Origin of the sequence: Alteromonas gracilis (genome assembly GCF_002993325.1) — a bacterium.
Classification (GTDB): domain Bacteria; phylum Pseudomonadota; class Gammaproteobacteria; order Enterobacterales; family Alteromonadaceae; genus Alteromonas; species Alteromonas gracilis.
The window spans coordinates 396638-411625 of the sequence record NZ_PVNO01000025.1 but is presented as its reverse complement, the minus strand read 5'-3'; the positions used below and the strand labels follow the sequence as shown (position 1 = coordinate 411625).

General features: G+C 45.1%; 14 protein-coding genes. All 14 read left to right on the top strand.

Annotation, left to right across the window (positions count from 1 at the left end; all coding sequences use genetic code 11):
* Positions 1-174 precede the first annotated feature (174 nt).
* The 14 genes from leuS (at position 175) to ansA (ending at position 14930) form a co-directional block, all read left to right on the top strand.
* Positions 175-2778 (top strand): leucine--tRNA ligase, encoded by a 2604-nt coding sequence (leuS, locus tag C6Y39_RS10355; protein ID WP_105931171.1) that lies wholly within the window; start codon positions 175-177, stop codon positions 2776-2778.
* 11 nt (positions 2779-2789) lie between these two features.
* Positions 2790-3323: an LPS-assembly lipoprotein LptE gene (locus C6Y39_RS10350; RefSeq protein ID WP_105931170.1), complete on the top strand. Its 534-nt coding sequence runs from the start codon at positions 2790-2792 to the stop codon at positions 3321-3323.
* A 2-nt stretch (positions 3324-3325) separates the two neighbouring features.
* Positions 3326-4354, top strand: coding sequence for a DNA polymerase III subunit delta (gene holA, locus C6Y39_RS10345; protein ID WP_105931169.1), 1029 nt, complete (start codon positions 3326-3328; stop codon positions 4352-4354).
* 12 nt (positions 4355-4366) lie between these two features.
* Positions 4367-5059 (top strand): nicotinate (nicotinamide) nucleotide adenylyltransferase, encoded by a 693-nt coding sequence (gene nadD, locus C6Y39_RS10340; protein WP_240618863.1) that lies wholly within the window; start codon positions 4367-4369, stop codon positions 5057-5059.
* Positions 5060-5076: 17 nt separating this feature from the next.
* Positions 5077-5394, top strand: a complete 318-nt coding sequence (gene rsfS, locus C6Y39_RS10335) for a ribosome silencing factor (protein WP_105931167.1) — start codon at positions 5077-5079, stop codon at positions 5392-5394.
* Positions 5395-5520: 126 nt separating this feature from the next.
* Complete coding sequence (rlmH, locus tag C6Y39_RS10330) at positions 5521-5991, top strand: 23S rRNA (pseudouridine(1915)-N(3))-methyltransferase RlmH (protein ID WP_105931166.1); 471 nt, start codon at positions 5521-5523, stop codon at positions 5989-5991.
* A gap of 30 nt (positions 5992-6021) precedes the next feature.
* Entirely contained in the window at positions 6022-7938 is a 1917-nt protein-coding gene (gene mrdA / locus C6Y39_RS10325; protein ID WP_105931165.1) for a penicillin-binding protein 2, read from the top strand.
* Complete coding sequence (rodA, locus tag C6Y39_RS10320) at positions 7935-9050, top strand: rod shape-determining protein RodA (protein WP_105931164.1); 1116 nt, start codon at positions 7935-7937, stop codon at positions 9048-9050. The genes mrdA and rodA overlap by 4 nt, the downstream gene beginning before the upstream one ends.
* A gap of 5 nt (positions 9051-9055) precedes the next feature.
* Complete coding sequence (locus C6Y39_RS10315; protein WP_105931163.1) at positions 9056-10009, top strand: septal ring lytic transglycosylase RlpA family protein; 954 nt, start codon at positions 9056-9058, stop codon at positions 10007-10009.
* A 391-nt stretch (positions 10010-10400) separates the two neighbouring features.
* Entirely contained in the window at positions 10401-11585 is a 1185-nt protein-coding gene (locus tag C6Y39_RS10310) for a D-alanyl-D-alanine carboxypeptidase family protein (RefSeq protein ID WP_173358630.1), read from the top strand.
* 101 nt (positions 11586-11686) lie between these two features.
* Entirely contained in the window at positions 11687-11950 is a 264-nt protein-coding gene (gene ybeD / locus C6Y39_RS10305; protein WP_105931162.1) for a DUF493 family protein YbeD, read from the top strand.
* Positions 11951-12622 (top strand): lipoyl(octanoyl) transferase LipB, encoded by a 672-nt coding sequence (lipB, locus tag C6Y39_RS10300; RefSeq protein ID WP_105931161.1) that lies wholly within the window; start codon positions 11951-11953, stop codon positions 12620-12622.
* Positions 12615-13577 carry a lipoyl synthase gene (gene lipA / locus C6Y39_RS10295; protein ID WP_105931160.1) on the top strand — a complete coding sequence of 321 codons (963 nt, stop codon included), beginning with the start codon at positions 12615-12617 and terminating at the stop codon, positions 13575-13577. The genes lipB and lipA overlap by 8 nt, the downstream gene beginning before the upstream one ends.
* Before the next feature lie 345 nt (positions 13578-13922).
* Entirely contained in the window at positions 13923-14930 is a 1008-nt protein-coding gene (gene ansA / locus C6Y39_RS10290; protein ID WP_105931159.1) for an asparaginase, read from the top strand.
* The last annotated feature ends 58 nt before the right edge of the window (positions 14931-14988 follow it).

Genomic DNA, 14988 nt, shown 5'->3' with positions numbered 1-14988 from the left:
TGAGGCATAGCTTAGCGCTGGGTTATTCTATTGGGCTATATATGTGTAATGTGGGAATATCCCACGCTCGGTTAGCCGGCAATATTGCGAAATTACCCATCAGAGTATTTGCAACAAGTTCGCCTCACACCGACCCATAAACGTTTTAACTTTTAATGCGGAAGCCTAAGTTTCATGGCCGATAATCAGTACAACCCGAAAGACATTGAACAACGCGTTCAGCAATACTGGGAAGATAACCAATCTTTTAAAGCAAATGACGACGTAGAAAAAGAAAAGTTCTACTGTTTGTCTATGTTCCCATATCCAAGTGGCCGACTTCATATGGGTCACGTGCGCAACTACACCATCGGTGATGTAATTAGCCGTTTTCAGCGCATGCAGGGTAAAAATGTATTGCAGCCTATGGGTTGGGACGCTTTCGGTCTTCCGGCTGAAAACGCTGCGATTAATAACAATACCGCACCGGCTAAATGGACCTACTCAAATATTGATTACATGAAAAACCAGCTTCGCTCGTTAGGTTTTGGCTACGACTGGGACCGCGAAGTAACGACATGTAAATCAGATTACTACCGTTGGGAACAGTGGTTCTTCACGCGCCTTTATGAAAAAGGTCTTGTGTACAAGAAAAACTCTACTGTGAACTGGGACCCTGTTGACCAAACTGTTTTGGCTAATGAGCAGGTAATCGATGGCCGCGGATGGCGTTCAGGTGCGCTTGTTGAGCAAAAAGAAATTCCACAGTGGTTTATCAAGATTACTGATTACGCTGAAGAGCTGTTACAAGACTTGGAACAGCTTGAAGAATGGCCAGACCAAGTTCGTGCAATGCAAGCTAACTGGATTGGTCGCTCTGAAGGTGTTGAAATTACCTTCGATTTAGCGTCAGCGGTTAACGATATTGCCGATTTAACGGTATACACTACACGGCCAGACACTTTCTACGGTGTGACCTACGTTGCGGTAGCAGCGCAGCATCCACTTGCCGAGTTCGCAGCAAAATCTAACCCAGATTTAGCGGCCTTCATCGACGAATGCAAAAACACAAAAGTTGCTGAAGCTGAATTAGCAACAATGGAGAAGAAAGGCTTCCCCACAGGGTTTGAAGTAGTACACCCATTAACGGGCGAGAAGCTTCCAATTTGGGTAGCTAACTTTGTATTGATGGACTACGGTTCTGGTGCCGTTATGGCAGTTCCAGGTCACGACCAGCGCGATTGGGAATTTGCGACTAAATACGGCCTTCCAATTCAACAAGTTATTGCGCCAAATGCAGGTGATGAAGATAAGTGCGATTTATCGGCGTCTGCCTATACCGAAAAAGGCTGTTTGATCAACTCAGATAGGTTCAACGGTCTTGAATTCGACGCTGCATTTAACGGCATTGCTGACGAGTTAGAGAGCAAGGGCTGTGGTAAGCGTAAGGTAAATTATCGTCTTAGAGATTGGGGCGTAAGCCGTCAACGTTACTGGGGCGCACCTATTCCAATGCTCAATTTGGAAAATGGCGAGTCAGTTCCTGTACCTGAAGACCAATTGCCTGTCGTTCTGCCAGAAGATGTGGAAATGAACGGCGTGACGTCGCCAATTAAAGCAGATCCTGAGTGGGCGAAAACCACTTATAACGGCGAACCTGCGTTGCGTGAAACCGATACCTTCGATACCTTTATGGAGTCGTCGTGGTATTACGCACGCTATTCGAGTGCTACAAGCAATGACGCTATGCTGGACCCCACTTCTGCTAACTACTGGCTACCAGTAGACCAGTATATTGGCGGTATCGAGCACGCTATTTTACATTTGCTTTACTCTCGCTTCTTCCACAAGCTTCTTCGTGATGAAGGTCTCGTGAATTCTGACGAACCGTTCAAGCGCTTATTATGTCAAGGCATGGTGCTAGCCGACTCTTACTACCGTGAAGACGCGTCCGGTAAGAAAACCTGGTTCTCGCCTACCGAAGTAAGCACAGAAAAAGACGACAAAGGCCGTATTGTTAAAGCATGGCTTACCGCTGACGGTGAAGAAGTTATTCACGGCGGCATGACTAAAATGTCTAAATCGAAGAACAACGGTATCGACCCACAAGAAGTTATCGACCAGTATGGTGCCGATACTGTGCGTTTGTTTACCATGTTTGCCGCGCCACCTGAACAAACGCTTGAATGGGTAGACTCTGGAGTTGAAGGTGCCAATCGTTTCTTGCGTCGTGTATGGAAACTGGTAACCGAACACGTTGAAAAAGGAACGCCTGAAGCTATTGACGTTAAGGCACTGTCGAAAGATCAGCAGGCCCTTCGCCGCGAAGTGCACAAGACCATTGAGAAAGTGTCTGATGACTTAGGTCGTCGTCAAACCTTTAATACTGCGGTTGCAGCCGTAATGGAATTGCTAAATCACCTTCAAAAAGCGCCACAAGAAAACGCACAGGACATCGCTATTATGCGCGAAGCTTGTGAATCAATCTTGTTGCTTCTTAACCCAATTACGCCACACATTGCTCACGAGCTATGGAAGGTATTGGGTCATAGCGAAGATATCGATTTAGCTCCATGGCCGAAAGCTGACAAAGATGCGCTGGTTGAAGATGAAAAACTTATCATTGTTCAGGTTAATGGCAAGGTTCGCGCTAAAATGACGATAGCCGCTGATGCAACCAAAGAGACCATTGAAGCTTCTGCTAAAGTGCAGCCAAACGTTCAACAATTCATCGAAGGTAAAACCATTCGCAAGGTAATTGTTGTTCCTGGCAAGCTTGTGAATATTGTAGCTAACTAGGTCTGCATACTATGAAAAAGCACTTACAATTCGCAGCAGTTGTAATGAGTATGGTACTGGTAACAGGCTGTGGCTTTCACTTAAGAAGTAGCCCTAGCCTGCCAGATGACGTCAACACAGTTGTCATTGAAAGTGCTAGAGCACACGCGCCGTTGGCGCGTGCTCTCAACAAACGTTTAAATGTTTACGGGTTAAATCGTGTCGATGTGAGCGACTCTGCATCATCAAGTCAAAATATCAACATATACCTCCTTCCTGAAAAGCTAGAACGGCAACTTCTTTCTGTCTACCCTTCTGGGCAAGTGGCAGAATACGAGCTTATCTACGTTGTTCGCTATCGCGTTCAGTTTCCCGGAAAAGAAGCCGTTTTGGCCCAATTTGAGGTGGTAAGAGATTACCAGGACGATCCTGACCAAGTACTTGCGAAATCACGAGAGCTTGATTTGATGTTAAGTGAAATGCGCGACGAGGCAGCAGACATCATGATTAGACGTCTCTCGAGCCAAGCCACTGCAGCGCCGGCTTTATCAACGAATCAGCCATAAGCATGCAAATCTATCCAAATCAATTTAGCCAAGATATAGCAAAAACACTTCGTCCAACCTATTTAGTGTTCGGCGATGAACCCCAGCAAAAATTTGAAGTTATTGAGCAAATTCGTGCTAAAGCCAAAGCCAATGGTTTTGAAGAACGCACAGTGCTGGTCGCAGAAACCGGCTTTAACTGGAACCAACTTATAGAAGCGACACAAAGTATGTCGCTTTTTTCAAGCCAGCAGTTCATTGAATTAGAATTACCTACTGGTAAGCCAGGCTCTGAGGGCAGTAAAATGCTGCAAGAGGTTGCTGGGTCGCTAAACCCGGATATCTTGTTACTGGTACACGGCCCTAAAATTGGCAAAGACGTACAGCGCGGCAAATGGTTCAAAGTTTTGGACGATATGGGTGCGTCAGTCTTATGCTATCCCCTTGAAGGCAATCAGCTTAATGCGTGGCTAAACCAGCAGCTAAAGTCGCACAACCTCACAGTATCAGCGTCTGGCGCTAAAATGATTGCCGATTTCTGCGAAGGAAATATGCTGGCTGCCAAACAGGAAGTTGACAAACTTGCCCTGCTCTATCCTCAGCAGTCAATCACTGAAGAGCAGATCGAAAAAGCCATGGTAGACCAGTCACGCTTTAGCGTATTTCAGCTGGTTGACGTAATGCTAAGCGGTGATAGCACGCGCTGTGTAAAGATGCTTTATCGGTTAGAAAGTGAAGGTCTAGAGCCCAACATTATTATCTGGGCGCTCATCAGAGAATGGGAACAGCTGTGGAAGTTGAAGCTAGCGCAGCAAAGCGGTACACCTATTCAATGGCAAAAGTTTGGTATATGGCGTAACAGACAGGGTTTTTACCAAAGTGCTTTAAATCGGCTTAGCCTTGCTCAGCTAGAAGATATTCAAAAAGCGCTCACGAAATCAGACCATGCGTTTAAGCAAAATGTGGTTGCTCGCCCATACGTTGAAATGTGTCATCTTTGCATGATGTTCATGGGGATGGACTTACGCAACATTCCACTGCTTCAAGCATAAAGGCAATATGTAGTGCGCGAGACAACACACCCCCGAGTTACGTCCACTGTGAAAGCCATTCTTGGCGGAACGTTTAATCCTCCACATAAAGGCCATATATTTGCTGCCTTAAAAGCTGCGGATGAAATTGGGATTACGCATGTACATCTGATGCCCTGCAAGCTTGCGCCCCATAAGTCCGTTGGTGTGTCAGAGACTCACCGGGTTAAAATGATTGAACTGTGCGCTCAAACCAATGAAAGACTTATTCCAGAATTGATCGAGTTGTCTTTACCATCGCCATCTTACACGGTAAAAACGCTGCGCGCCTTAAAGGAAAAAAGCGCTGACACAATCTGTTTTTTCATTGGCGCAGATTCGCTGTATAATCTAGATAAATGGTACGAGTGGGAACACCTGCTCGATTATTGTCACTTAGTGGTAATGCGTAGAGACGATGAAATATTTTCGCCTCCCCCCGCAGTACAAACGTGGTTAGATTGTCATGTGACTCGCGAAAAACGTGTTATACACGAAAAGCCTGCTGGTCACGTGTTATTAATCGACACACCACTTTATAGTGTTTCATCAACTGAAATTCGAGATGTGCTATCTGGTATAGCAAAGCCTGCGAAGGCCGATGTATTAAATCGTTCCTCTATCAACGGATGGCTAGAAGAGGATGTACTTAAGTACATCAACGAACATCAGTTATATAAAAGTTAAGTAAGTGAGGAAAACTCTTGGAGAGTCAACAGCTCAAACAGTTTGTTAAAGACAAAATTGACGATATGAAAGGCCGTGATGTTATTGAATTAGACGTTCGCGGCAAATCTAGCATTACAGACACAATGATCATTTGTTCTGGTAATTCGAAGCGCCATGTTTCTTCTATTGCAGAAAATGTAATGGTAGAAGCAAAAAATGCCGGCCACGCTCCCGGAAGTGTGGAAGGTAAAGAGACTGGCGAATGGGTACTTGTCGACTTTGGCGATGTTATTTTGCACGTTATGCAAGACGAAACTCGTGATTTCTATCAGTTAGAAAAACTGTGGTCATAGCGGTTTAACCTGCCGCTTGTCGCAAGCAGTAGCACGGTCGGTAAAGGCCATACTTAGTTGTGTATGGCCTTTATTGCGTAAGTGAAACAGTAAATCCTGAAGTAAGGTAAGGTAAGGTAAAGTTAAGTGCGTATACAGATTGTCGCCGTTGGAACAAAGATGCCGAACTGGGTTAATACGGGTGTTGATGAATTCATACGCCGTTTTCCTAGTGATATGCCGGTTTCTTTTACCGAAATCCCTGCGGGCAAACGGGGGAAAAACGCCGACATTAAACGCATCTTAGAAAAAGAAGGCGAGCTTATGCTTGCCGCCATTCCAAAAGGTAACCGCATTGTAACGTTAGAAGTTACAGGTAAACCTTGGGATACACCGACACTCGCTAAGCAACTCGATAACTGGAAAATGGACGGGAGGGACGTTAGTCTCCTTATCGGTGGGCCTGAAGGGCTTGCTCCAGAGTGTATTTCCGCGTCAGAACAAAAATGGTCGTTGTCGGCTTTAACCCTTCCACACCCTCTTGTCAGGATTATCCTAACAGAGAGCTTATATCGTGCTTGGTCGGTGACGCAAAACCACCCTTATCACCGTGAATAAGGTGTTGTTCCGCTAATGCAAAGGAAGTCAATGCAACGAAAACGCCAGGCAATACGCGACCACTCTGCTGAAGCAAACTTATTCGCTCGTCGCGCTACCATAGCATTTATCATCGTGGTCGCAATGTTAGGAATAGTGCTAAATAACTTATATTCCCTGCAAGTTACTCAGTTCGAAGATTATCAAACCCGCTCAAACGGCAATAGGATAAAAGTTCTGCCTATCGCGCCAAACCGAGGGCTAATTTACGACCGTAATGGTGTTCTTCTAGCAGAAAATCGCCCTGTTTTTAGTTTAGAAGTTATCCCTGAAGACGTCGAAGATATCGACAAAACACTTGCCGATTTAACCGCTCTAATGGGAATAACAAACGATGAATTGGAGCGCTTTCAGTCAACGCTGAAAGGTACTCGTCGATTCAAACCTGTGGCGTTGCGTACACAGCTTACGGAAGAAGAAGTTGCGTTATTTTCGGCGAGCAAACACAAATTCCCCGGTGTACAAATTGAAGCCCGTTTGGCCCGTCACTACCCTTATAAAGAAACGCTCACCCATGCACTAGGTTACGTTGCGCGTATTAACAAGCGAGACTTACAAAAATTGGTTGAAGCTGGCCAAGAAGATAACTACGCGGCTACGCATGACATTGGCAAGCTGGGCATAGAAAAGTATCACGAAGAATTACTGCATGGAGAGGTGGGTTATCAGCAGGTAGAGGTGAATAATCAGGGGCGCATTATTCGCGTCCTAAGTGTAGAACCGCCAACACCTGGCAAAGATATCGTGCTGAATCTCGATTTAGAACTTCAGTTAGAAGCGCAGCGTATTATCGACGGCATGCGCGGCGCGGTCGTGGTAACTGACATCAAAACCGGCGGTGTACTCGCCCTTTATTCGAACCCCAGTTACGATCCGAACTTATTCGTCCACGGTATCAGCAGTAAAAACTATTCTGCGCTTTTAAATTCCCCCGACCGCCCCCTTATAAATCGCGCCACTCAAGGACAATACCCTCCAGCATCAACGATAAAGCCACATCTCGGCTTTGTAGGCTTGGAAGAAGGTGTGATCACAAAAGATTACACCATCACTGACACAGGTCGCTACAAGCTACCTAACGTATCACACGTGTGGCGTGACTGGCGCAGATGGGGGCACGGTAAAGTTGACGTATCGAAAGCGATAGAAGTGTCGTGTGATACCTATTACTACGAACTGGCCTACAAACTTGGTATCGATAAAATCAGTGAGGCCATGTATGAATTTGGTTTCGGCGATTTCACCGGAATTGACTTGTACGAAGAGTCAGACGCTAACATGCCCAGCCGTGGATGGAAGCGAGCGCGCTTTAACCAACCATGGTATATCGGTGATACCATTCCTGTTGGTATAGGACAAAGCTACTGGACTACCACCCCGATCCAACTAAACACGTCCGTCAACGCATTGATAAACGCTGGCGAACGTTATATTCCTCAATTAATAAGAGGATATATGAATTCCGATACGTCGGTTGACCTTATTCCCCTCAAATCGCTTCGTCCTATCGAGATTAAAAACCGCGACAATCTGGATGTGGTATTAAACGCAATGCGAGACGTGGTAAGTGGTGAAGAAGGCGGCGCTAGACATGCCTTTGCCGATACACCATACGACTCAGCGGGAAAAACCGGGACGGCCCAGCTATTTACTGTGGGACAAAACGAAAAATACGACGCGTCTAAAATAGACGAGCGACTAAGAGACAATGCAATGTACGTTGGTTTCGCGCCGTTTGAAGACCCTGAAATATCTGTGACTGTGGTACTGGAAAATGTAGGTGGCGGAAGTAAAAATGCGGCACCGGTAGCCCGTCAAATAATGGACTTTTATTTTCGAGACCGTATCTTCGACACTCAAAATGAAGAAACCGCACAAAATGATTTAATGTTAGGGGCATCGCAGTGAAAAGAACGACTATAAACCCCAACAAAATTAATTTACTACAGCGGATTCATATCGATGGATGGCTGCTGGTTGGCTTACTTGTTTTAAGTGGTGTGGGTCTATTTACGCTGTATTCAGCATCTGGCCAAGACATGGAGCAAATGGAACGACAGTTCATTCGCCTTGGCTTTAGCTTTGTTGTTATGTTTGTGTTAGCTCAATTCCCCCTCGGCGTATATCGCTTTTTCTCCACCTATGCCTATGTCGGTGGCCTACTCATGCTTATCGCCGTTTTGCTATTTGGCGATATGGGTAAAGGTGCGCAGCGATGGTTAGATTTAGGCTTTATACGCTTTCAGCCTTCAGAATTAATGAAGTTAGCTGTTCCCATGATGGTAGCGTGGTATATCAGTAAGTTTACCCTACCGCCTCGCAGCGCCCATATTATTTTGGGGTTTGCCCTTGTTGTCGTACCCACAATCCTTATTGCTAAACAACCAGACTTAGGTACATCACTGCTTATAGCAAGTTCGGGGGTATTCGCTATCTTTCTTGCAGGCATGAGCTGGAGGCTTATTTCTGTAGTCGGTGCCCTTATTGGCGCGTTTGCGCCGGTCATGTGGTTCTTTTTAATGAAGGATTATCAAAAACAGCGCGTATTAACGTTTTTAAATCCAGAGAGCGATCCGCTGGGTTCTGGTTATCACATTATTCAATCGAAGATTGCCATCGGCTCGGGTGGCGTTGATGGTAAAGGTTGGCTACAGGGCACTCAATCTCAATTAGAGTTTTTGCCCGAGCGACACACCGACTTTATATTTTCTGTATTTAGTGAAGAATTCGGCCTGACAGGCGTAATGTGTTTAATGGCTATTTATCTTTTCATAATTTTGCGCGGTCTAATTATTTCAAGCAGAGCACAAGACGCCTATGCAAAATTACTAGGTGGCAGTATAACGCTGACTTTCTTTGTATACGTGTTTGTGAATATGGGCATGGTATCGGGGTTACTACCTGTTGTAGGTGTTCCCCTACCTTTGGTGAGTTTTGGTGGTACATCTATGGTGACTTTGATGGCCGGATTTGGCATTCTAATGGCAATAGCCACACAAAAACGATTAATGTCTAGATAAACCCTATGTTGCATCATCTGATTTCAGTACGTGTAATGCTTATCGAAAAACTGGCAAACCGGAAGTACTATAAATATGGTGCAGCCCTTCTAGTAGGATTACTGCTAAGCGGGTGCCAGAGCACGCCAACACAAAATAGTCGCTATACACAGCACAAAGACTCTGCACCAAAGCACGTAGCCAAGACACCAGAAACATTGGATGCCGTGCCTAAGTATGAGGCGTATCGCATGTTTAACAGCAGGCCATACAAAGTGCTTGGTAAACACTATACGCCAATGAACAGTGGTAAAGGTTATGAAGAAGTAGGCTACGCGAGTTGGTACGGTCAAAAATTTCATGGCCATTTAACCTCAAATGGCGAAACTTACAATATGTTCGCCATGAGCGCCGCTCACAAAACTCTACCTCTTCCCTCTTATGTTCGCGTGACCAACTTAGAGAATAACAAGCAGGCAATTGTGCGCGTTAACGACCGCGGCCCGTTTCACGACAATAGAATTATTGACCTGTCTTATGCAGCAGCAGTCAAATTAGGCTATCACAGCAAAGGCACGGCCAAGGTCAAATTAGAAGTTATCCATTTTGACGAACACAACAATGTTACCGTAGGTAATGGTCCCACGGTCTCTTATGACGAATATCTTGGTATTGATGTAGTGCCGTCACCTGAAGTTGCAGTGAATACAAATTCCCCTGAAACGGCGACAAAAAGCAGTAGTGAAGTCGGTAACGGTATCTACATACAGGTCGCAGCACTATCTAACGCTGAAAAAGCGAAATCTATTTCTAATGTTTTATCGGCGCTATATCAAATTCCGGCCCACCTCCCTGTTGCCGATAACATTTATAAACTTCAACTGGGCCCTATCCACGACGAGGCTGTCGTTGCAGAAGTGCTGCAGCAACTCAAGCAAAATGGCTACCCGAACGCCTACGCTATAACTCAAATGCTGTAAGCAAAATGAAGGCTCTTTATTAAAACGTGAGCACGAAAAACCCACGCCTTGTAATCCATTTTACCTCTCCTTTTCCATGACACTGCAGGTTGATTACTAAATCATCTATATTGTGGCATCTTTGTGTCATTCAGCAGGCAATATCACGGTTTCTTCGTCTAACACCTACTAAGACGTAAACTTTTTTGATACAACCTAGTCTTATAGGCATCCTTTCGTTAGGATCTAGCTTAGCCCTTTGATAAATCAGGGTTGGCATTAATGATTCGGTTACGAACTGGACAAAAGCTAAATTTGGGTAGCCATGTTTTGCGGTATTCGCTTCGCGGTCTCCGCAACAATAGGGTAAGCTTTAACTCACACGGATAAAACGGTCAAAGAAATTAGAACCATGCTCAGAATAATTCAACGCGCTAAACCGTCATTACTTTCATTTGCCTTTTTGGTAATGGGCTCTTTACTAATTACAGCAAACGCTGCTGTAGTAACACCGCCTGCACCAACAGTTGCTGCTGAAGGTTTTTTACTTACCGACTATGAAACAGGCAATGTCATCGCATCGAAAAATGCGGACATGCAGCTTGCGCCCGCAAGTTTAACCAAAATTATGACTATCTACGTTATCGGTAAAGAACTTCAAGCAGGCAATATCAGCTTAGATGACGAAGTTACCATTTCTGAAAATGCATGGGCGAAAAAATTCCCTGACTCTTCAAAAATGTTTATCGAAGTGGGTACACAAGTTTCAGTAAGAGATTTATTACGAGGTATCGTTGTTCAATCAGGCAATGACGCATGCGTAGCCATGGCAGAGCACGTTGCAGGGTCAGAGTCTGCCTTCGCTAGCATGATGAATGCACATACTGCGTCTCTTGGTATGACGGGTTCACATTGGGTCAATGCACACGGGTTACACGACCCAGATCACTACACTACTCCTCGTGATATGGCCATTTTGTCTCGCGCACTTATTGCAGAAACGCCAGAGATGTACAAAATTTACAGCGAAAAAGAATTTACGTACAACGGTATCAAGCAGTATAACCGCAACAGCCTGTTGTGGGATAAAAGCCTTAACGTAGACGGTATAAAGACAGGCCATACTTCAGATGCAGGTTACAGCTTAATCACCTCAGCAGAGCAAGGCGGTATGCGTCTTATTTCTGTAGTAATGGGCACTGACAGCGAACGTGCCCGAAAAGTGGAAAACAAAAAGCTGCTTAAATACGGTTTCCGTTTTTATGAAACGCTTACTCCCTATCAAGCTGGCCATAGCTTTGTAGCGCATCGTATCTATATGGGTGATAGAGAAACGGTAGACCTTGGAATTAATCAATCTACCCCCATTACTATTCCCCGTGGACAAGCGGCTAATTTAGAAGCTAACTTTGAGCTGGACAACAAGCTTGAAGCACCTCTGGCAAAAGGTCAGGTTGTTGGAAAACTCTACCTGCAGCTAGACGGTGAAGATGTAGCTAGTTACCCACTGGTAACCCTTCAAGAAGTTAAAGAAGGGAGCTTCTTTAATCGCGCTAAAGACTACATTATGCTTCAGCTAGGATTTGACGACGAGTAAGTTCACGTACTGAAAACGTTAAAAAGCTAGTTGTGAAGCGGCCAGATTTGTTACAATCTGGCCGTTTTTTTATATGATATTTTAAGTACCAAGGATATCGCATGGATACCCGTTTCGACGAATTACTAGATTTTCCAACTCACCAGACGTTTAAAGTGATGGGCGTTGCCCATGAGAAACTACCTGAACAGGTGGTAAGCTGTCTTCAGGAACATGCTCCTGGCGACTATTCACCTAATGTAAAACCAAGTAGTAAAGGTACCTATCACTCGGTTTCAGTTAGTGTGCGAGTGACGAGCAAAGAGCATATGGAAACCATCTACACTGAACTGGCTAAATTAGAGCTTGTTAGGGTTGTACTTTAAGTGAATGAGCAGTCGACGTTAGCTGACACCGATGGCGTTATTATTCGTCAGCTAGGACGTCAGCCGTATGAGCCCATCTTTGAGGCAATGAAACGCTTTACAGATGAACGTGGAGAGACCACGCTAGATGAGATTTGGCTAGTAGAACACGACGCCGTTTTCACCCAAGGACAGGCAGGAAAAGCTGAGCATATACTCATGCCTGGTGACATCCCGGTAGTACAGGTCGACCGTGGCGGTCAAGTTACCTACCACGGGCCAGGTCAGCAAGTTATCTATCTTTTACTCAATATAAAACGTAGAAAGCTAGGTGTGCGTCACTTAGTAACCGCCATGGAGGAAGCTGTGGTCGGACTACTTGAAAAGTATGGTGTAAAGGCATACCCGAAGCCCGATGCGCCGGGTGTTTATGTTGACGAAAGAAAAGTTTGTTCGCTAGGTTTAAGAATACGTAATGGCTGCTCGTTTCACGGCTTGGCATTAAATGTTAATATGGACCTATCACCGTTTCAGCGTATTAATCCCTGTGGTTATGCCGGTATGGAAATGATAGATACCGCTCGACTCAATGGTCCAACTACGCTTGAAACCGCGGGTAATGAATTAACGCATTTATTACTAGAAGCACTTTCTATTGCGGAACCAACATACAAAGAAGGTTTTGATGAGTAACGCACGACCTCAAGCGGGGGTAAAACTCCGTGATGACGAAAAAGTAAAACACATTCCAGTCACTATTATTCCTTCTGAAAAAGAAGAGATGCTGCGTAAGCCAGAGTGGATAAAAATCAAACTTCCTCGTACTACCGAGAAAATTGATCACATAAAGCAAACGCTTCGCAAAAATAACCTTCACTCGGTATGCGAAGAAGCAAGCTGCCCTAATCTTGCTGAGTGTTTTAACCACGGTACTGCCACCTTTATGATTTTAGGTGATATCTGTACTCGTCGTTGTCCGTTCTGTGACGTAGCGCACGGTAAGCCCCTGCCCCCAAGTGCAGAGGAGCCAGAAAAGCTAGCGAAAACCATTGCTGAAATGAAACTTCGTTATGTTGTTATCACGTCTGTTGACCGTGATGACTTACGCGATGGTGGTGCGCAGCATTTTGTAGACTGTATCAATGCAATACGTGAGCACAGCCCAACCACAACTATCGAAGTATTAGTTCCTGACTTCCGTGGGCGTATGGACCGAGCGTTAGAAATTTTCAAAAATGGAGTCCCAGACGTATTTAACCACAACTTGGAAACCATTCCTCGCTTGTACCGTGAATGTCGTCCGGGTGCTAACTACCAGTGGTCACTAGACTTACTTAAAAAGTTCAAGGCGCAACATCCTAACGTAATGACCAAATCTGGTCTTATGATGGGCATGGGTGAAGAAAACGAAGAGATCCAAGGTGTACTTGATGATCTTCGCGCTCACGATGTTGATATGCTTACGCTAGGACAATATTTGCAACCTAGTCGCCACCACTATCCGGTAAAACGCTATGTGCACCCTAAGGAGTTTGATGCCCTAGGTGACTATGCAAAAGAAATCGGTTTCAAGCATGCAGCATGCGGTCCTATGGTTCGTTCAAGCTACCATGCCGATCAGCAAGCAGCAGGCAAAGAAGTCAAATAACGACAGCGTGTATTTAGGCCACTCGCATAGTTATGAAAATCTATGAAAATCACGGCCGTTAAAGACTGTCGATACTCTCAAAAGCGGTGTTCATCACCGCTTTTTTTGTACCTAGCTCATCTCAGATAGCGCGAAATACTAGCTCTCATCACTCGTTAGTGGACCATATCTCCACTTACTTGATGAGCTTTAAGTAAGTATTATACCAATCCGCATAGATAAGTGGGTAATTATCTATGCGGACTGTTATTACGGGGTGACAACGCCGTGGGTATTGATAGAATGCCCGTCAAATTCGCTATCTCCCTTTGAAAGTTTTTTCAAACAGATGTTAAAGGTCACGTAATGCGCAAACATATCTATATTGCCTATACCGGTGGAACAATTGGTATGAAGCCTTCTAAACAAGGCTATGTGCCTGCTGCCGGCTTCTTGTCAGATACATTGAAAAAGATGCCGGAGTTTCATCGAACTGAGATGCCTCTTTTCACATTGCACGAGTACGATAACCTTATCGACTCATCAGATATGGACCCCTCTGATTGGCAACGCATTGCAGATGATATCTCCGCCAACTACGATAAGTATGATGGCTTCATCATTTTACATGGTACTGATACCATGGCGTACACCGCCTCAGCGCTAAGTTTTATGCTAGAAGATTTGTCAAAGCCAGTCATTGTGACAGGGTCTCAAATTCCTTTGGCTGAACTTCGTTCTGATGGACAAGTCAATCTACTTAATTCGTTGTATGTTGCCGCGAACTTTCCCATTGCTGAAGTGGGGCTTTTCTTTAACAACAGGCTACTGCGCGGAAACCGCAGTCGAAAGGTCGACGCTGACGGGTTTAGCGCCTTCGATTCACCAAACTTCCCTCCTCTCTTAGAAGCGGGAATTAACATTCGCCTTAAAGCGGGTACGATGGCACGCGCACCAGATAACGGCCTAACGGTTTCAAACGTTAAAGCCCAGCCCATTGGTATGGTAAACCTTTATCCGGGCATAGCGCCTGAGGTAATAAAGAATACGCTTCAACAACCGGTCAACGCCCTTATACTTTTAAGTTACGGTGTGGGTAACGCACCACAAAACCCTGAACTTATTGCCCAGCTTAAATATGCTAAATCAAGGGAAATTCCCGTATTGAACTGCACGCAGTGTATGCGTGGTCGGGTCAACATGGGTGGTTATGCAACAGGGCATGGCCTCCAAGAAGTTGGAGTACTCTCTGGAAGTGATATGACGCCAGAGGCTGCGCTTGCAAAACTTCATTATTTACTAAGCAAAGACCTGGCTTTTGACGAGGTGTGTCGATTACTTACTCAGAACTTGCGCGGTGAATTAAGCGACTAATCATTCGATTATTCACAATACGCAATTAAGTCTTCAACGTTTTGATTTTGATAACGTT